General features: G+C 58.0%; 22 protein-coding genes and 1 tRNA gene. 2 read left to right on the top strand and 21 right to left on the bottom strand.

The window, feature by feature from the left end; all coding sequences use genetic code 11:
• Positions 1 to 5 precede the first annotated feature (5 nt).
• On the bottom strand, positions 6 to 1,085 hold the full coding sequence (gene hemW / locus GPK89_RS07675; RefSeq protein ID WP_215692292.1) for a radical SAM family heme chaperone HemW: 1,080 nt from the start codon (positions 1,083 to 1,085) through the stop codon (positions 6 to 8).
• A gap of 93 nt (positions 1,086 to 1,178) precedes the next feature.
• Between hemW and GPK89_RS07680 the strand changes: the two genes are divergently transcribed.
• Both GPK89_RS07680 and GPK89_RS07685 read left to right on the top strand, forming a co-directional pair.
• Entirely contained in the window at positions 1,179 to 1,898 is a 720-nt protein-coding gene (locus GPK89_RS07680; RefSeq protein WP_215692293.1) for a Bax inhibitor-1/YccA family protein, read from the top strand.
• Between the two features lie 101 nt (positions 1,899 to 1,999).
• Positions 2,000 to 2,075, top strand: a tRNA-Ala gene (locus tag GPK89_RS07685).
• A gap of 259 nt (positions 2,076 to 2,334) precedes the next feature.
• On the opposite strand, the gene GPK89_RS07690 is transcribed toward GPK89_RS07685, so the two are convergent.
• The 20 genes from GPK89_RS07690 to GPK89_RS07785 form a co-directional block, all read right to left on the bottom strand.
• Positions 2,335 to 3,000 carry a phage holin family protein gene (locus GPK89_RS07690; protein ID WP_346344842.1) on the bottom strand — a complete coding sequence of 222 codons (666 nt, stop codon included), beginning with the start codon at positions 2,998 to 3,000 and terminating at the stop codon, positions 2,335 to 2,337.
• 14 nt (positions 3,001 to 3,014) lie between these two features.
• Positions 3,015 to 3,788: a M23 family metallopeptidase gene (locus GPK89_RS07695; protein WP_215692295.1), complete on the bottom strand. Its 774-nt coding sequence runs from the start codon at positions 3,786 to 3,788 to the stop codon at positions 3,015 to 3,017.
• A 19-nt stretch (positions 3,789 to 3,807) separates the two neighbouring features.
• Positions 3,808 to 4,263 (bottom strand): hypothetical protein, encoded by a 456-nt coding sequence (locus tag GPK89_RS07700; protein WP_215692296.1) that lies wholly within the window; start codon positions 4,261 to 4,263, stop codon positions 3,808 to 3,810.
• Positions 4,260 to 4,655, bottom strand: coding sequence for a hypothetical protein (locus GPK89_RS07705; RefSeq protein WP_215692297.1), 396 nt, complete (start codon positions 4,653 to 4,655; stop codon positions 4,260 to 4,262). The genes GPK89_RS07700 and GPK89_RS07705 overlap by 4 nt, the downstream gene beginning before the upstream one ends.
• Before the next feature lie 486 nt (positions 4,656 to 5,141).
• Positions 5,142 to 5,606 (bottom strand): phage baseplate protein, encoded by a 465-nt coding sequence (locus tag GPK89_RS07710; protein ID WP_215692298.1) that lies wholly within the window; start codon positions 5,604 to 5,606, stop codon positions 5,142 to 5,144.
• Positions 5,606 to 6,805 (bottom strand): hypothetical protein, encoded by a 1,200-nt coding sequence (locus tag GPK89_RS07715; RefSeq protein ID WP_215692299.1) that lies wholly within the window; start codon positions 6,803 to 6,805, stop codon positions 5,606 to 5,608. Before GPK89_RS07715 ends, GPK89_RS07710 begins: the two co-directional genes overlap by 1 nt.
• Positions 6,802 to 7,014 (bottom strand): hypothetical protein, encoded by a 213-nt coding sequence (locus GPK89_RS07720; protein WP_215692300.1) that lies wholly within the window; start codon positions 7,012 to 7,014, stop codon positions 6,802 to 6,804. Before GPK89_RS07720 ends, GPK89_RS07715 begins: the two co-directional genes overlap by 4 nt.
• A 10-nt stretch (positions 7,015 to 7,024) precedes the next feature.
• Entirely contained in the window at positions 7,025 to 8,797 is a 1,773-nt protein-coding gene (locus GPK89_RS07725; RefSeq protein ID WP_215692301.1) for a hypothetical protein, read from the bottom strand.
• A gap of 4 nt (positions 8,798 to 8,801) precedes the next feature.
• Complete coding sequence (locus GPK89_RS07730; RefSeq protein WP_215692302.1) at positions 8,802 to 9,170, bottom strand: DUF6711 family protein; 369 nt, start codon at positions 9,168 to 9,170, stop codon at positions 8,802 to 8,804.
• A 9-nt stretch (positions 9,171 to 9,179) separates the two neighbouring features.
• Positions 9,180 to 11,588 carry a phage tail protein gene (locus tag GPK89_RS07735; protein ID WP_215692303.1) on the bottom strand — a complete coding sequence of 803 codons (2,409 nt, stop codon included), beginning with the start codon at positions 11,586 to 11,588 and terminating at the stop codon, positions 9,180 to 9,182.
• On the bottom strand, positions 11,589 to 11,870 hold the full coding sequence (locus tag GPK89_RS07740; protein WP_215692304.1) for a hypothetical protein: 282 nt from the start codon (positions 11,868 to 11,870) through the stop codon (positions 11,589 to 11,591). It lies immediately after the preceding gene.
• Between the two features lie 56 nt (positions 11,871 to 11,926).
• Positions 11,927 to 12,316 (bottom strand): hypothetical protein, encoded by a 390-nt coding sequence (locus tag GPK89_RS07745; RefSeq protein WP_215692305.1) that lies wholly within the window; start codon positions 12,314 to 12,316, stop codon positions 11,927 to 11,929.
• 14 nt (positions 12,317 to 12,330) lie between these two features.
• Positions 12,331 to 12,747: a phage tail tube protein gene (locus tag GPK89_RS07750; RefSeq protein WP_215692306.1), complete on the bottom strand. Its 417-nt coding sequence runs from the start codon at positions 12,745 to 12,747 to the stop codon at positions 12,331 to 12,333.
• A gap of 23 nt (positions 12,748 to 12,770) precedes the next feature.
• Positions 12,771 to 13,244 (bottom strand): HK97 gp10 family phage protein, encoded by a 474-nt coding sequence (locus GPK89_RS07755; RefSeq protein ID WP_215692307.1) that lies wholly within the window; start codon positions 13,242 to 13,244, stop codon positions 12,771 to 12,773.
• A complete protein-coding gene (locus GPK89_RS07760; protein ID WP_215692308.1) occupies positions 13,225 to 13,644 on the bottom strand; it encodes a hypothetical protein in 420 nt (139 codons plus the stop codon). The genes GPK89_RS07755 and GPK89_RS07760 overlap by 20 nt, the downstream gene beginning before the upstream one ends.
• Positions 13,644 to 13,970, bottom strand: coding sequence for a phage head closure protein (locus GPK89_RS07765; RefSeq protein ID WP_215692309.1), 327 nt, complete (start codon positions 13,968 to 13,970; stop codon positions 13,644 to 13,646). The genes GPK89_RS07760 and GPK89_RS07765 overlap by 1 nt, the downstream gene beginning before the upstream one ends.
• Positions 13,970 to 14,281 carry a head-tail connector protein gene (locus tag GPK89_RS07770; RefSeq protein WP_215692310.1) on the bottom strand — a complete coding sequence of 104 codons (312 nt, stop codon included), beginning with the start codon at positions 14,279 to 14,281 and terminating at the stop codon, positions 13,970 to 13,972. Before GPK89_RS07770 ends, GPK89_RS07765 begins: the two co-directional genes overlap by 1 nt.
• 22 nt (positions 14,282 to 14,303) lie before the next feature.
• On the bottom strand, positions 14,304 to 15,596 hold the full coding sequence (locus tag GPK89_RS07775) for a phage major capsid protein (RefSeq protein WP_215692311.1): 1,293 nt from the start codon (positions 15,594 to 15,596) through the stop codon (positions 14,304 to 14,306).
• A gap of 4 nt (positions 15,597 to 15,600) precedes the next feature.
• Entirely contained in the window at positions 15,601 to 16,287 is a 687-nt protein-coding gene (locus GPK89_RS07780) for an HK97 family phage prohead protease (RefSeq protein ID WP_215692312.1), read from the bottom strand.
• Entirely contained in the window at positions 16,284 to 17,627 is a 1,344-nt protein-coding gene (locus GPK89_RS07785; RefSeq protein ID WP_215692313.1) for a phage portal protein, read from the bottom strand. Before GPK89_RS07785 ends, GPK89_RS07780 begins: the two co-directional genes overlap by 4 nt.
• Positions 17,628 to 17,720 lie beyond the last annotated feature (93 nt).

Here is a 17,720-nt window from a genome sequence, read left to right on the forward strand (position 1 = left end):
CTTTTTCATATCAATTCCGCCAATATCGCGTTCTGCACCACCATCCCGGCGGGGGTCAGGCGGAACACATTGCCATCCAGCGTTGCATACTCGTGGCCCACGCACTGCCGCATGAACGCCCGCTGCGCCGCCGTGAACCGCCCGCCGCGCCGCTCGTACTCGGCGATATCCAGTCCGCTGACCAGCCGTAGCTGCATCAGCAGATAATCCTCGACTGTGCAGTCGCCCTCGATTTCCTCGTGAATTGTGCCGTCAATAAACCCCTGCACATCCCCGGGCCAGAACCGCCGCACATTGTCCACGCAACTGTGGGCTGCCGGGCCGATGCCCCAGTAGTCGTTGCAGTTCCAATATAACAAATTGTGCCGCCCTTCGTGGCCCGGGCGGGCAAAATTGCTGATTTCGTATTGGCGGTAGCCCGCAGCCTCCAACTGCTGCACGGCGTACAGGTAAAAATCCGCCGCCGCATCGCCGTCTGGCAGGCCTGCAGGCGGGCTGCGGTAAAAGGCTGTGCCCGGTTCTACCTTTAATAAATAGGCCGAGATATGCGTGCAGCCGCCGTCGCGCAGCAACGCCAGCGTGCGGTCAAACTCGGCGTTCGTGTACTCGGGCAGCGCCAGCATAATGTCGCCGCAGATCTCGTCAAACCCGGCCTCCCGCGCCCAAGCCAGCGCCTGCGCAGCCCCGGCGGCCGTGTGGGTGCGGCCTAACCGGCGCAGCTGGGCATCGTCGGCACTCTGCACACCAAAGCTGATGCGTGTTACGCCCGCTGCCCTGAACCCGCGCAGCGTCTCGGACGTTACGATGTCGGGATTCGCCTCCAAGGTGATTTCTGCGCCGGGCAAGGGGGCAGCGGCCTGAATCAAAGCATCGACCTGTGCGGGCGACAGCAGCCCGGGCGTACCGCCGCCGAAATACACAGTATCGGGGCGGCGGGTGTTCCTCGCCAGCTCCCGCAGCAGTGCGTCCACGTAGCTCTGCGGCACGCCGCGTGCACCTGGGGCCGAGTAAAAATCGCAGTACCGGCATTTTGCCTTGCAGTAGGGAATATGAATGTAAATACCAAACGGCTCTTTTTTGGACATAATGCACCTTTTGTTTTGGGAATTTCACAATTTAGTGATGATTTGCTGTGCAAATACCTGTATAATACATCATAAAGAAAGGAGATTGCAACTATGAATCGCAATTATTCAAATATTTCGTATGCGGAAAGCCCCTTTGGTACGCTTTCTGAGTTTATGTCCAAGAGCTTCGGCTGGATGTTTGCAGGCCTGCTTGTCACGTTCGGCGTCGGCATTGGCGCGGTTGCGTCCGGATTGATTTTCCCGATTATCAACTCCGGCCTGTTCATCTTTACCTCCATCGCAGAGCTGGTCATGGTGTTTGTCCTGTCCGCCCGGGTGCAAAAATTGCAGCCCTCCACGGCGACGGCACTTTTCTTCGGTTATGCGGTGCTCAACGGCATCAACCTCAGCTCCATCTTCCTGGTGTACGACTACGGCACGCTGATCCTGGCGTTCCTCGTCGGTGCGGTCTACTTCGGCGTCATGGCTGTGTACGGCAATGTCACCGACCGCGACCTGACCGGCTGGGGTCCCAAGCTGATGGGCGGCTTGGTCGCGCTGATCGTCTGCGCACTGATGGGCAGTCTGCTGAGTATGTTCGGCCTGAACTTCGGCATTGCGGACCTGCTGCTCTGCGCCGTCGGTTTGCTGATTTTCATGGGCCTGACGGCGTATGACACCCAGATGCTGAAATATTACTACTCCTACTTCGGCGGGGATGCAGCCATGCTGCACAAAGCGTCCATTATCGGCGCACTGAATCTTTACCTCGATTTCATCAATATCTTCCTGTATATTGTCCGAATGCTGGGCCGCCGTAACAACGACTAAAAAACCTTAAAAAAATTCAGAAAAACGCTTGACATTCTGAAAACGGTTTGCTATAATAAATGGCATCGTCAGGAGCGGGTGCTTCACGACGACGCCAGCATGGGGGATTAGCTCAGCTGGGAGAGCGCTTGCATGGCATGCAAGAGGTCACCGGTTCGATCCCGGTATTCTCCACCATTAGCAACGAATCCGAACCGAATACTTATTATAGGTTTGGTTCTGGTTCAAACAAGGAAACACCTTATGGGATAGCGCCGTAAGGTGTTTTTGCTTTTCTATCAAAAAGAGGAAATGCCCCACGCAGTAACAGCGCGGGGCATTCTCTTTGTCGGAATAAAATTTCCAACTAGGATTGTTAGCATTTCCTATTGTACCGAATTATTCCAACCATTGCAACCATATTTCAAACTTGCTTCAAACTTGCCTCAAACTATCTTCATCCTTGCGACTTACTATCTTTCGGCACCTTCACCGGCTCTGCACTGATCTGCGCAATTAAATCCGCACGCTTCGCGCCGTCCTGCACCGTCAGCCCCATGTCGATTGCCAACTGCTCCAAATCTTCCGTTTTCAATTCATCCAGTTGTGTTGCCTCCAGATGCCCCATAGGGGAGCCGTCCGCATTTTTCCCGGTATTCACAGTAATACCGCCCGCGCTCTTGTCCGCTGCGCTTTTCCCAGCGGCAAGCAGCTTCAGCAGCCACTCCGGCACGTTCGCGCCCATTTCAGCGGCGTTTTCGGCAATGCTGCCTAACTCGGTAAAAATGTACCACACCAGTACCACCGGCAGAATCAGGCTCGAGTACGTCAGCCCCAGCCCCGGCAGGTTTGCCACGGCAATGCTCAATACTGCGTCCGTCAGCGCGGCCACTACGACCACCACCAGCATCCCCGCTTTGTGCCAAATTCCCGCGCGGGCTACGGCACTCGACCACTCGCCGCGGCTTGCCGCCGCTGCACTGCCGCTGAGCCAATCCAGCACCATGCAGACGGCCCAGGCCACCACCAGCCACCCCAGCCAGCCAAACGCCGCCGTGAACGCCCCACAGACCGCCGCAATGGCCGCTTTCGCCGCCAAAAAGGTATTGTTGCTGTTTTCCATATCTTTGCCCTCCATCAGCCCACATACCGGGCCATGTATTTGTTGTCCTTCGTCCAGCCCTCGGCCTCGGCCAGCTGGTAGAAGCTCACCGCGTCGCCGTTGCTGACAGCGCCGACGCATTTCACCTTGCCCGCATCGGCCCCAGGCAGCGTCGCATACCTGCCCACACTGGCAAGCGCCAGCTTGTCCGCCAGCGCGTCGCACTTGGCAGCTGCCGCGCTGTCCAGCGGCCCAATCATCAAGCACTGCATCGTTTTCCCGGTAGGCGTCTCGCTGATCTGCTCGGTCTTTCCGTCGTCCACCGTACCGTAAACGCCCACGGCGTTGTCAATGCCAGCGTAGGCGGTGGGGTCAACACCTGTGCCTGTGGCTGTGGCCCGCGCCTCAAAATGGCAATGCTTATAGCCGCCCGCCGCGTTGCCGGTGTTGCCCATAATGCCCAGCGCGTCGCCGCTGCTGACCTTCTGGCCCACAGATACCAGCAGCTTGGCGCAGTGGGCAAAGTACAAAAAGTTCACGGCGTCCGGTGTCTGGCCCGCGTCCAGCTGCACGCAGACGTACCAGCCCCACTCCCACGTTTTATCGGCGCGGTTCGTCACGATGCGTGCCCGCGTGACCGTGCCGGTGATTTTCTTGCCGTCGTAGTACGGCATTCGGATTTTATCGCTGTCCAGGCCGACGATATCAATGCCGCCGTGCCAGGTCTTGCCGTAGTTCCGCGTCCAGCCGAAGCGGCCATAGTTGTACAGCACTTCCGCACGGCCCTTAAAGATTCCGGTTTGTTTCACTTTTTTCGTCCTTTCGTTTTTAATAAGTTGTGTAATGCGCAACTATATAAGACACCCCAGCAGGCAAATCGGCAGGCGAAGCAATATTGCCGCCCGGAGTTATCCAACCGAACCCACGTAGAGCACCATTGCTAGCTACAAATGTCGCCAGCGCATAGTTCGTAACAGGTTTTGGCACATTTTTTATTAAGGTTGCTCCAGAACCAAGCGTCTTGCCCAAGTTCATGCCGATATAAACATCCACATTTCTCCCAGTGACAAAAATAAAATTAGCATTACTGAATATCGAAACATCACTTTCCGCTGAATGGTCTGTGTATTTGTGGTAGGTTTGTGTCTCAGCCACCGCTGCCGGGCTTGCCGCCCAGCCATCCGCAGCGGTCTTGCTGGCATCTGCCGTATCGCTCACACGCACGTCGCCAGGTAGGTCAGCCCCGCCGGGCAGCTGGTAATAGGGGTTTCGGGTCGCACTCATGCCGCTACCCCCCTTCTGGGTTTGCCAGAACCAGTTGTAGTTGTACAGATGGCTTCGCGCCCTTCGAGCCATGAAATTTGTCCTGTCATCTGGTCGCCTGTGTAAGGTCCTGATTGTTTTGGGTTTACAACAGTTGCGTAGCCACCATTGGCGACAGCTTTCTGCTCGATATGTTTGTGTTCCGCAAGTTGCTCCACCGTCTGCACAACTTCCCACGCGCCGCCAGTACTCCCCGCTGGATGCGTGCTGTCTGCCGCCCGCAGCATACAGTCGGTAATCTGCACCCAGCTTGTCCCCGGCCAACGCTGTGCCGGTTGGATTTTGCTCATCGTTGTGAGTATGTCGCCAACCCAATATGGGCAGTTGTTTAGCGGGTTCTGTGCTGCATTCATGCGCAGCACCTGTGCAGTTTGCACAAGCTACCTTTACGGAAGCCCCCCCCGAATGGATAACGTAGTTTCGTCATATTGATGCACCTCCAAAATCTTTTAATCTTTACTAGGACAATCTAAATAGATACCCGCTGTCGTACCAGCTCAAATCTTTGAAAGTAACTTTACTGTCAGTGATAGTCATAGCGCTTGTGTCCGCAGTCCATTCTAGCACACCATCGTCTCTCATAAACAATGCGAAAAATTTGTTCGACCTAAAAAAGCAGACCATGTACAAGCCGCTTGGTTTCCCGCTCATGTCGCAGGTGGCGCTATTTGTTTCGTTGGTATTTCCTACAGAACCAAAATACTTGACTGTTCTAGTGGACAATGCATCACCAACAGCCTTAGCATCAGCGGCAACGCCTTCCTGCGTCAGCGTCGTATCAGTGGGGGGGGGGGTAACAGCATATACGGATTATTTGTTGCGTTCATGTGATTCTCCTTTCACGCGATACGGCGGTAACGGTAAGTGGCGATATAGGGCTGCATATTATTATGGGCGGCAGATTTTCCCGCACTTGTAGTTGTCAAATATTTCGAGCCCGAGTTGTTCTTATAGCCGTATTCTTGCGGCTGAATAGCTCCACTTAATTTCCCTGCTGTTTTTGTCATTACGATTCCGTTATCGTTTCCATCACTTGTAATGCCGCACTGGATATGCACATGATACGCAATTTCATTCTCCGTCAGCTTATGTGTCGCCTCGCCGCCGGTGCTTCCTGCTGCATAATCTTTGCCAGCGCCTACCGTCACCCGGTCAGTGCCGTACCGTGCCCAAGTGCCATACCCATACACCGCCGCCACTTTTTCGGGTGTGCTCAAATCCGGCGCGCCAGTCAGCCCAGTGCCATCCCATTCGATAATTCCGCCAATCGGCACATATGGATATTTATACGGATTATCTACCATTACTGGCTCACCTCCAAAATAAAGATCGCCGCGCTCTTCGGTGCTGCGTTCGCATAAAACTTAACCACCCCGGCCCCGGGTTCCAGCGCGGCGACCATACGCACTGCGTCCGTCACCCTCGTGCGGTCGCTTACCGAGATGTGGCTGTCCGCCGTCACACCGGCCACCGTGACCGTAGCGCAGGTGGTGTAGCTGCTCGTGCTGCCGTCGTCCCACGCCACGCTATAATCGCCGCTCGTCCAGGCGCTGGCTGCTACCGTAACGGTCACCGGCTTGGGCAGTTTCGCGTCGATTTGGGTCTTGCCGTAGAAATTTGCGTCAATTTGAGTCTTGTCGTAATAATTCGCAAACTTACTGCTTTCACCAGTATCTTTCCAGACGCCTGTATCGCTGTCCCATACCCAAATCGTATCGGTATCGCCCACGATTGCCCAGTTTCCGTCGTAGCCTGTGTCGTGTGCCGCGTACAGCGCCTCATAGTTCGGGTACCACCCAACAGCGCCCTGGCTGACCTGCTGGGCCAGCGCGGCGTAGTATTTGGCGTTGTCCATTCCCTCGCCGGGGCGTGAAGCTGTATCACCCACGGCCCAGCTGCGGGCCTCCTTGGCACTGGCCGCAGCAGCGGTCGCATTCTCCGGGGCCGCTTTGATGGCGTCCATGTTCGCATACGCGCTCTGGATAGCCGCCTCGTTGTCCTTCATGATTTTGGCGGCATCGGTCACATCCTTTGCCAGGCTTTCCAGCGTGCGGTATTCGTCGGTCGATGCAATATCATCCAGCTGTACGGCGTTGCGCTCCACCTGCACGTTGATTTTCTGGCAGTGCTTTGTGCCGTTCTCGGTCGTCACCTGGATATTACACCACGCGCCGGTTCCGTCCGCTACGCACATTTGCAAGGTAAAGGCAAAGTATACGCGGCCTTCGGCGTCCACGCCCAGGCAATCATTCAGTACCCACTTATCATCCGGCTTTCGCATCTTAACACGCAGCGTCGCGCCGGTAGGGGGGATGTAGGTCTGCTCCTGGCCCTCCTGGTCATAGCATTTCAGCGTCACGGCGGCCACCGGCAGGGTGTCGTCATACTGCACCAGCCGGATCGGCCTGTCGGTCGCGCCATTGCCGTCCATCCAGGCAAACCGCCAGAACGCCAGTGAATCCGCCGGGACCTTCACGCCGTTTGTCAGGGTTATTTCCGTCACGCTTCACCACCTGCTTCCGTCTCCGGCGCCGCGCCCTCTGCCGCGGCGGTTTCGGTGTTCTCGCGCTCCATCACGTCACGCATGGCGGCCTCCACCCGCAGCAGCACATTTTCCAGCACGATCTTTTTTACCGCCAGCGGCAGACTGTGCCGGTTCAGCGCTACCACCACTTCATCCTGCATCGTGATAATGTTCATATTGTCGCTCATAGCTTTCACCTCACAAATAGGTTCCGTTCCGCAAGACTTTTTCGCATTCAATCGTACCGGCTACCTTCATGCGCGCCTTTCCGTCGCTTTGCTGGTACGCCTCGGCTAAAATCGTTCCGTCGCCCTTGAACAACCGAAACTGTCCGTTTCCGTAATCACCAGGGAAAAACTCAAAAATCTTTTGTCCGTTTGCCGCGTAACAGTTGATTTTGCCGCCGGTCCAATCGCCCATCATTTCAATGTTGGATTGTTTGGTCGTTGCCCCGCTTGCGCTCGGCCCATACAAATCAAGCCGTCCGCAGGATGCGTTGCTTCCCAGCGCTTGCAGGCTGCCGCCCTGCACCCATCTTCCGCTTACCTTGCGATAAAAGTTCATGCAACCGTTTATGGTCCACACGCGGCTTTCGTCGCTTTTGGATTCAAACGTCCCGGTAATCGTCACGTCTCCCGCCGCACTCACTTTAAAATTTGTGCTGTCCACGATCAGCGTGTTTCCCTTGAACGTCACCGTCCCGGCAGAAATCGTGCAGCTGCTCGTATCCAGTGCAAACTTGCTGCGCACCTCGCCGTCACGCACCATCACCGCCGAAATTTCGTTGTACGACGTTTTAAGCGATGTATAGTTCTTGTTCAGCTCGGTGTAGTCATCTTCCAAATTGCCGCATCGTGTGTCGATTTTCGTGATGCGCAGTTCAATAGATTCATTGTTCTTGATGATTTCGCTCTGCATCTCGCTTCGCGTCGGGCACGATGCGATTCGCTTTGCGGTGCGCTCGGTTTTGGTCAGGTAGGGGAACTCCTGCTCGGCTTCAACAGCCTGTTCGGGGGCGCTCACGTCTGCGTAGTAGCTTTTACCTATGGTCTCGGTCAGGGCGCAAATCAGCAGTCTCTTGTGCGGCCCAATGTCTACCAGGTCGCCCAGTTCAGCCGCCGGGTCAATGTGCCGCTGGGTGCTGCTGTACGGCTGGTAGTTCAGCCCCTTCACATAACCCAGCGCCGTGGTCGTCAGCGCATCCGTGGCGTCCGGCTGGTCGGCTTCCAGCAGCAGGCCGGTGTCCGTGCCTTTTTCAATGGCGCTGTTGTCGTCCTGCCACAGCCGCAGTCCGGTCACGGTCTGCACCGTGCCCATGTCAGGCCGCCCGCCCACGGCCCCGGCGTTCACCGTGCCGCCCGCCAGCGGTACAAGCTGCAGGTGGCCGTCCTCGGTCACGCACCAGTTGCCGCCCATCTGGGCCGCCATGTGGCACAGCACGTCGCGCATCGTGTAATCGTTCACCGGCAGGCCCACATTGTAGTTGCGGGCCTTTACCAGCTCCGTAGTGGCTGCGTCCAGCGGCGTGCCCATCCGTGTTGCGATTTCCGCCGCCACCGCCGTGGCCGCCTTCGGCCAGTTGTCCGTTGTGCTCTCGGTTAAAAATGTTTGCTCGGCTTTCAGCATGGCGTCGCAGCATTCCAGCGTTACATACCGTCCGCTCGTGCCCCGGGTATTGATCCAGTAGGTTCCCTTTGGCATCCACTCGGTGGGCCGTCCATTCAGCACAAGCCGGTACTCGGCCACCACCTTGGCGGCGCGCGGTATCGTGCCCTTGGGGACTATGGTCAAATCCAGCATGGCGGCGCAGGCATTGCCCACGCCCGGAGCTTCATCAAAAAGAAAGCGCGTAGCTTTCGCCTCTTTCAGGCTGTCCGCGCCGTATTCCACGCCGCCGATCACTACGCGCAGTTCGCCGGTATGGTTCAGGTTGGCAAACGTTTTTTTCCACAGTTCGCTTGTCGTCTGCATTTTTCTACCTCTCCACCAGCTTAATGTCAATTCCGGTCCAGTAGTCCACGCCGTTCTTGCGCATGGCGTGGGTCGCGCTCGGCTCGGTGCAGTACATGGTCACGCTTTCCTCGCCGCCTGTCACAGGGCTTGTAAAGGCCACCGTCACCCAGTCATTTTCCATCAAGGCGGTAAGCACTACGCTTGCTTCGTCTGTTTTTAGCGCCCGGCACTCTGCCTCAATATCGTATTTCTTGGCAATCACAGTATTGTACATCGTGCCGTCCTGGGTATCGCGTCCGCTGTCGTCGGTGCTGATTTTATGCTGCGTCACCTTCAGCGACCCCGCCTTGATGTAGGGGGCCAGGTCCGTGCCGTTGATGGTAAATGTCATAGCCCCTCCTTACGGCGTTACAGCCTTGCCGCGCATCAACTCGCGCCGGTTTTGGCGCTGCGTCACGCTGCGGCTCACAGTCTCGCCGTCCAGCTGCACGCTGGTTTCCTTGTCCTCAATGGCGCGGCGCAGCACCCTAAAGCCGTTTTCCAGCACCGTGATAATGGCGGCGCTGTTGTCCGGCATACCGGCATTGCCCGCGGTCTGCACGCTGGCGACCACGGCCCCGGTCAGGTTCGCGTTCATCTGGCCGTTCATTTCACCGGCCAGGCCCTGCATCTTTTGCAGCAGCAGCTTCTTTTTCTGCTGCACGCCGTCGGCCATCAACTGCATCATGTCGGGCATCCAGGTGTCAGCGTCGGCCAGCGGGCCTTTGTCCGGCACACTGAAATGCAAAAGCGAGCGAATGTCGCTGCCGATGCCTTTTACTTTTTCAATTACCCACTTTGCGCCATTGGTGATGCCCTGTGCGAACGTTCTCAGCATATCTTCGCCCCATTTCAGCGGGTCGCTCTTGAAATTTTCCCACTGCTGCTTGATTCCGCCGATAATGTTGTTCCAGGCTTCGCTCACGCTTTCTTTCAAGCCGTTCCACTTGGCGATCCAGTCATCTGCAAGCTGGGTGGTCTTGTCAAGTATCCACTGCTCAAACGCTTCGTATCCGCCGTGGATGATGCTCCACATATTGCCGAAAACTTCAACCGTCTTGTCTTTGAAATTTTCCCAGGCCTCCGACATATGGGCGGCGGCGCGTTCCATTTTTTCCTTGTCGCCGCTGATAAGTCCGGCCAGCCACTCAAACGCCGCGCCCACGGCCCGCACCGCCAAAATCAGCGCACTGCCTGTCCACGCCGCAATCGGCTGTAAAAAGTTGTCCCACACCCACTGTGCAGGCCCTTTCAGTTTGTCGCAGACCGCTGTCAAAAAGTCCAGCGCCCCGGCCATGGCTTCCAGCACGGCGGGCAGGGCGGCTTCAATGGTCCACTTGCCAAACGGCAGCAGCACATTGTCAAAAGCCCATTCCAGCGCACCGCACAGCAGGTCCGTCACCGGTTCCAGCGCTTCCATCAGCTCCGCAAAGCTGTTCAGCAGGGGGGAGAAGTCCAGGTTCTCACACCATTCCCGGATAGACCCGGTGATGTTCACCCAGCAGTCCAGCAGGCGGTTCCCGATGTTTCCGAACGCCGCGGTGATTCTGTCGCCCACGCCATCCATGTTCCACGCTTCCAGAAAATTTTCTTTCAGCGCCTTGCAGCCCTCGCCCAGGTTTTTGAACCCCTCCTGGATTTTTTTCATCCAGGGCGGTACGCCTACGTCCTCACCGCTGAATGTCGGGTCAATGCCGGTGCTGCTGCCGCTTCCGCCGCCGCTGTCCTTGCTGTCCACCTTGTTCAGCTTGTCAAAGCTCATAACGCTGCGCTTCAGCTTGCTGCTGGCCCCGGTCGCGGCGGCGTTTACCTTGCTCGCGGTGGACGCGGCGGCCTGTACCGTCGTGCCAAACAGCGCCGCCATCATACTGGCAAACTGCGCTGTCACCGTTGCAATGGCGCTGCTCAGTGTCCGCAGCATCGGCAAAATGGCGTTTATCACCGGCGCAAATGCCGTCAACAAATTTCCCTGGATTTTGCCCAGGTTCGCGTTCAGCACGCTGTCGGATTTCGCCACGCCCAGCATGGTTTCACTCAAGCTTTCAAACACAGCGCAGGCGGTGTGGTATTTAAGCACCTGGCCGAACGCCTTTGCCAGGCCCCCAGCAAATCCCTTGATTTTACCGGCTACATTGCCGACGGCGCTGCCCAGCTTGCCCACGGTGCTTTTTGCGCCCATCTTAACCAGGCTCAGCGCGGCCCGGCCTGCATGGCCGGTCACGGCGGCGAGCTTGGCCTTAATGCCTTCCAGCTTATCAGCCCGGCCCGCCTTGGCAAGTTCCTTTTCCAGCATCCCCGCGCGTTCCTTGGCTTCTCCCAGCCGCCCGGCCAGGGATTGCGCCTCTTGTGTGCCCGCCGGGTCAAGCCGAATCTGCGCAAGCCGTGCATTCAGTGCATCGGCCTGTTTTTCCAGCGCTTCATACTGTCCCAGGATACCATCCGGCGTGTTGGCCTTCAGCGTGCCGTTTTTGTTTGTCCACGCTTTATCCAGTTCCTTCCGGGCGGATTCCACCTGCTTCAGCTGCCGCACTGCGGCGTTATCTTCCTTCTGCATTCCGCCCGCCGCTGTCAGGCGCTTATAGTCGCCTTCCAGCCCGGCCACCTCTGCCCGGGCACGTTCCAGCTCCTTGGCAAGGTCGTTTTTGCGGTTCTTGGCGGCGCTGCTGCGTACCGTCGTCATTTTTTCAAACAGGCTTTTGGCCTGCTGCGTCTTGCCCTTCAAGTCGCTCAAATCCGCGCCGATACGCACGATCATATTTTTGGTTGCCACTTACAGCACCTCCTTCCCGCTTTCTTCGTCGTCAAACCCGGTTTCCGTGCCGCCCATCTGGCGGTTCAGCATCCGCACAACGGCAAGCATTTCGTCATCGTCCATTTCATGGACTTTTTCCGGGTGGAATATCGCATCATAGCTCGGCCTTTGACCCTTGCTCCACACAAAATTGGCCGTCAGGTTTGCCAGCACATAAATCTGCATGTTGCTTTCCTCGGCCTCTCGGCGGCGGCGCTCCAACGCGGCGCGCTGGGCGCTTACCAGTTCCGCCGGGGTCATCCCTTCCCATTGGTCTTTACTCAGCCCAATTTCAAAGGCCGCCCGCAGGCTTTGTTTTAAACTCCACGCTGCGGGGCTTCCGGCGCGTTTTTTTCGTCACCGGCATCCTCGTCGCCTTCCGCGTCCTCGTCGCCGAACGCCTCACTCAGCGCGTCGTAACACGCCTTGGTCAGCTTCATAAAGTCCTTGGCTTTCATGCCGTCCAGCGCATCACAGAACGTTTCAAAATCCACGTCCTTCTTCTCGGCGGCCTGGTAGGCGGCGGCATAGATAGTCGCATCCATGTTCGCCACCGAATCCGGCTCACTCAGCACGTCGCCGATCTTCTTTCCCGCCAGACCTTCCAGCACACGCAGGTTCTTGTGCGTGAACGTGGGGACCACGCTGCCCAGCAGCGGCATCTTCACCATGGGCACGATCTTCGCGTCCTTCGTATTTGCTTTCATGGTCAGCCCCTCCGTTACGCGGCCTTATCCAGCGTCGGCTTGCCGCTCACGCGGATGGTCGCGCTGAACTTCACGGCGTCGGTCGTCTCTGCGCTCGTGTTGAACGCCTTCACAAAACCCTTGAACGTCCACTTCACCTTGATCTTGTCCGGGAAGTTGATTGCAAAATCAGTGATTTCGCCGCTGTTCAGTGCCTCGATCATAGCCAGCTGGCCCGCATCCTCGCCGTCCAGGAATCCTTCAACGCTTACTTCGCCGCCGTCCTTGAAGCTGGCGATAAATTCCTTCCAGCCACTTTCGTTGTCCAGCGCCGTAGTCTCGATTTCATCCGTCGAAACCTGGGGGCTGCCAATGCTGGAGCAATGCCCAACGGTATTGCCGCTTGCACCGCCCACCACAAATTTTGTGCCTTTTGCTGCTGCAACTGCCATAGTTGTTTCCTTTCCTGGGACGTTCAATCGCCCCATGCCTCATCGATGTGTTTTTCCACGGCTTTCAGCACGGTTTCCCGCGCCTTGTCGCCGTTGGACTGCATCGTGTGTTCCATGTAAAATTTACCTTGGATTTTTTCGTCGCTGTACGGTTTGTGGAATCCGTAGTTCTGGCTGGCAGGGTAGTAGGCAATCTTTCGCCGCCCCGGCCCCGGGTGGATGACTTGCTTTTGAAAGTGGTAGTTCAGCCGCGGCGTCGGCCATACATCGTAGACCTGCTTGCCGCGTTTGCGGTTTTTCTCCGCGTGCAGCACCAGGCCGGCGCGCAGCGTGCCGCTGTCGCTCGGTGCAGCCGCCTTGATAGCAGCCAGCATTTCTTCTGCCGCTGCCAGGCTCGCTTCCATAGCTACCCGCTGCGTGCCGCGCGCCACCTTATCCAGCGATTCCTTGATTTCAGCCTTCGCCTGCTTATCGTAGTCAATCAGCAGTTCCGGCATCGTCTTTGTCCTCCCACACGGCCCCCACCACCAGTAGGGTGTAAAACGCCTTCTCGTCTGGCAGGTAGCTTTCGCCACCGCCGCCGCTGCGCCCGGCGCTCGCATAGTCGCAGGTGGCCGTCATCACGGCGTGGTTCTTCTCTGGCCATTCGCGGGCTGCGCGCTGCACCGCCCGCGTCAGTTCTTCCAGTTCAGCGTCATCCCGGGCAATCAGTTCTACATCCGCCTCACTGTCAAAAATTCCAAGCGGCGCATCCAGGGTTTGCCACTCGGCATTTTTTGTCTGGGCCACCACCGCCCGGGGCGGCTGTCGGCTCTTGGGGGCCGCCAGCGGGTCAACTCTGCCTTTCAGCAGGTCCACCCCTTCCAGCAGTTCCACCACCATGTCACGGTAATTCACTATCCGTCCTCCAATTCCCGGCACATCAGCTGCATCCAGAGGTGTTGTTCCTCCGGGTCTATCACGTACAGGATTTCAAACGTCCGCCCCTCAAACTGCACCCGCATACTCGGGCGCACAGCGCTGTCATAGCGGATAATAATGCGGTGGTCGATCATGCTTTGCGCCTGCTCGGCCTCCCACAGCTCGCGGCCGCGTATCGGCCGCACACTGGCCCGCACGGTGCGCACCTCCACCCAGCGGCTCACGTCCTGGGTGGGCGCGCCGCGCTCATCCGCCGGGGCTTTCAGGATCCGGACGATACTGCGCAGCTTTCCGGCTTCCATCAGGCATCACCCGCTCCCGGTACAAGGTTCACGCAGTAGGCCGCCAAAAAGGCATCCAGCACTGCGTTTTCCTTGTCGTTTTCCACCACCATACTGCGGTTGTCGTACAAAAAGCTGCACAGTGCCAGGTAGGCCACCGTCACATCCTCGTATTCGTTCAGCGCCTCGGCTTTCATGCCGGTATAGCTTTCCAAGCGGGCTTTCGCGGCGGGCATTACGATGGTTTCCAGCACCTTTATACCGTCCGTGTCATAGTCCGGCACATTGCAGTAACTCGCCGCCGTGGCGGTGTCTACTTCCAGCAGCTTCATCTTGTACCCCTTTCCGGGCGGTTTACTTTACCGCCTTTTTGCTCTTGGCCGCCTGGGTGCTCACCGTCTCGGTGTCTGTGCTCTCGGCGGCATCAACTACCGCCGGGCTGTCCTCGTCGTCCAGCGCCTGGGTGTCGGCGGCGGGCATCTTCAGCACTGCCAGTTTCTGGGCGTTTTCCACCTTGCCGTCCTGCTCGCCCCAGGCCACAACGCCAACGGCGTGCTGGGTGGCGTACTTCTCCACAAGCACCTGAATTTCCAGGCTCTCGCTCTCCTTGATGGCGTAGCCGCTCAGGTCGCCGTACAGCACGGAAATCTTCTCCTTCTCGGCCTTCGGCATCTGGTCACTGACATAGACCGGCTTGCCCAGCAGCGTCCAGTTCACGCCGTCCGCACTGAAATCGCGGGCCAACAGGTAGTTGCCTTCGCCGTCCTTCAGCTTGCGGACCATGGCGCGGGTTTTCTTGTTCATGATCCAGCAGGCGTTCGCCTGGTAGACGTCGGGCACTTCCTCCTGCACGTCGATCAGTTCATCCGCCGTGATGGCGGTCATCTTGGCGGCGGTGATGATCTGCTTCACGCCGGGCAGAACGCCGGTGATCTTGTCGTTCGTGCCGTTCAGATGTTCCTTGTCCACCCACGCGGCAATGTTCTCGGCCATGTGGTCAATGACCAGCGGCACAACGTCGAACTGCGCGTTGTTGATGAGCTTCTTGCTCACCAGCGTCAGCGCACCGAACAGGAACCCGGTCAGGCTCACGCTGCCGTACTTGTGGCTGCTGGACGTCAGCTCCACAAACTCATCCTGGTAGCCGACCGTGATATCCGTGTCGCTGGTATCCACGTAGGGGATGGTCAGCGTGCCGGGCACGTTGTAGTGGCTCGCCATGCGGTAGATGGGGCTGATATTCTTCACCTGGGTGATGATCTTGTTTGCGATGGTCGCGGGCACGATAGCGCCGTTGCTGCCAAACGTCATGTTGGCGGCGCGGGCCTCGTTCTCGGCGCTGCTCGTGCCGTTCAGGCTCACGCCGCGCAGGTAGTCGGCAAAGGCGCGGGCCTCGTCGGCATCGATGTCGGAATCGTCGGCGGCGGGGGCGTTCTTCTTCACGTTGCGGTCGTTCAGGCCTGCACCTTCCAGCTGCTCATTGCGGTGGATGGTGTCGGCCAGGGCGCGGGCCTCGGATTCCAGGGTGTCAAACTCTTTGGCCTCGTCCTCGGTCAGGGCGCGGGCCTCGTTCTCGGCCTGGTTCATCAGCTCGTTCATGCGGGTCAGCTTCGCGTTGCGCTGCTCAATCAGCTTTTTCAGTTTCATAGGTTCATTCCTCCAATTTCATAATTCGCAATGCACGGCGGTTGCGCTCCATGCGCAGTGCCGCGCGTTTTTCTTCTTCGGTCTGGGTGGCGGCGGGCGGCTTTTCTTCCACCGTTTCCACCACCTCATCCGTACTTCTGGCTTCCAGCACGTCCCCGGTGTCGTCGCCGTCATCGTCGGCGGCGCGGCTTTCCACGTGTAGGCTGTTGGCAGGGTAGGCAGGCTTGCGGTCCAGCACGCTTACGTCCAGCAGTTCAATGTCCTTCAGCGTGCGGCAGGGCAGGGGAGCACCGTCTTTCGGCTCTTCCCAGGTATCGCCGCCCGCCGGGCAGCGGAACAAAAAGCTCCACCCGGTCAGCTCGCCCCGGCGTGCCTTTTCTACCACCTTCGGCTCCGTGATGGTCGCCTCGGCATACAGGCCGATGTTGTCCTCACGCAGCTTCAGGCTACCTTCCGCCGTACTGCCGATATCTCCGGGCAGGTCAGCATCCCATCCGTGGTTGAACCGCAGCGGCACGCTGGCCGCTTTCTTGATGGCGCGGTCAAACGCCCCGGCCTGCACGCGCTCCACGTATTTCTTGCCGGTGTGCTCGTTGCCGCGGCGCATATACCGCAGCGGTACGCTGTTGCGCTCCACCGCGTTCACATAGCCGCTCACGACCACACTGTCACCCTTGATTTTTGCTTTCATTTTCCTTCACCCCCTTTCAGTCCTTCGTCTTTGCCTTCCCCCTCGGGGAAAGGTGTCTGCGCAGCAGACGGATGAGGGGCGGCCTTGCCTTCACTGCCCACGTCCCCATTTGCACCGTCCACGACCCGGCTCGTGCCGTTCAAATCCGTAACGGTCTTGGTGTTCGGCGTAAAGTACTGGCCGGTCTTGGTGTTCAACAGCACCTCGCCCAGGCCCAGGCCCACAATGTCCAGGCCCTTCTTTTCTTCCATCTGCTCACGGCGGCGTATCTCGTTCTTGTCGATCCAGCCGCCCTCGGTGGCTCGCTTGTAGGCCTCGTACCGTTTTGCCATGTTGCCCTTCAAAAGTTCAAAGGTATCGGCTTTCCAGTACTTCCGGCCTTTTTCTTCTTCCAGCAGCAGGTCGCGGTTCAGCGCCGCTTCCATCTTGGTAAGCAGCGGTATTACCGCCTGCTGTACCGCAATTTCCAGCGTTTCTTCCGTGCCCTTGCCGTTTATGGCCTCGGGCGGCAGGGCGATGGCGGTGCAGATGGTGTTCTGCACAGCCTGGTTCGTCTCGTTCAGCTGCAATTCCACGCTGGTATTGCTGGCTTCCTTGAACGACACGCCGCTGTTCAGTACCACTGCGCCGCTGGTCGTGTTGGAATACATCCGCTCAAACGATTCTTTCAGTGCGTCAAGCGATTGCTGGCTCAACCTCTTTTCACTGCTCAAAAAGCCGCGCTTGTTGCCGCCGGATTTCATCAGGTTGGTTTGCAACACCATTCCGGCCCACGCCAGCGCCAAAATCTGGCCCTGTTCTTCAAGCAGGCCGTGCCCGGTCACGCCGTCCTGGGTGTGGCGGCACAGCTTCAAAAAGTCGAACTCGTAGTACTCCTGGCCCTGCACCAAAAACCGCGCCTGCTTGTAGATCGGGTGCGTGCCCTTGTTCACGGCAACGCTGCGCTGGTCCACGTAGTACAGGCCGTCCACCCGGTTCCCGGCCCGGCTTATGTAGGCATAGCCGTTGCCCTCGTACAGGTAGTCCATGTACAAGGCCTCTTTCATGCTGGTGGCATCCATCAGGTCATTGGTATCGCCGTTCAGTATGTGGGTGCGCACATCATCGGTCACTTCCCGGGGGCCGGTTTCGGTCATCTCGTACAGGCGGAACGGTACGCCCGCCGCCTGCGCGGCGATAAATTCCACCGCGCCGCTGCATCCGGGCACATCCCGGGCAATTTCCCGCGTCACCTTGCCGTTTCCGTTCAGCGCCGCCAAAAAGTCAGCAAACGCTTCGCTGTCGGCGGCGTCGTTGTTTTCCGGCTCACGCAGTGCCTTGATTGCCGCTTTCAATCCCATAGCATCTTCACCCCCTCGTATTATAAAGTAGTAGTTATTAGAGTCCCTCTCCAAGGACAAAATGCTACAATAGACAAGGTGCTGTGGATTGGT

The organism is Gemmiger formicilis, assembly GCF_018784445.1.
In the GTDB taxonomy this organism is placed as follows: Bacteria; Bacillota; Clostridia; order Oscillospirales; family Ruminococcaceae; genus Gemmiger.